This is a genomic window from Mesorhizobium sp. 128a, assembly GCF_053848025.1.
Genome location: NZ_JBSPKY010000101.1, coordinates 1 through 402, shown reverse-complemented (window position 1 = coordinate 402; position 402 = coordinate 1). Strand labels below are relative to the sequence as shown.

Here is a 402-nt window from a genome sequence, read left to right as displayed (position 1 = left end):
CCACCGACGCCAACGGCAACACCATCACCAACACCATCACCATCGACGTCACCGACGACGTGCCGACGGCGAACCCGAACAGCAACAATGCTGCCGAGGGCGCCATCGTGACGGGCAACGTGCTGACCAACGACGTCGCCGGCGCCGACGGCTTTGCCGCTGGCGGCGGGGTTGTCGGCGTGGCCGCCGGCAGCAACACCGCAGTGCCGGTGAGCGGCGGACTTGGCGGAGCTGGCATTGCCGGCACCTACGGCACGCTGACGCTGAACGCCAACGGCACCTACAGCTATGACGGCCTGCCCAACGTGGTTCCGGTCGGCGGCGCGACGGACACCTTCGTCTACACCATCATGGATGGCGACGGCGACCTGTCGACGACCACGCTCACCATCAACCTGTCGG

At 67.4% G+C, this 402-nt stretch carries 1 protein-coding gene; it reads left to right on the top strand.

What is annotated here, in order from left to right:
• On the top strand, nucleotides 1-402 hold a 402-nt coding region (locus ACWTU9_RS33250; RefSeq protein WP_455862024.1), incomplete at both ends, for an Ig-like domain-containing protein.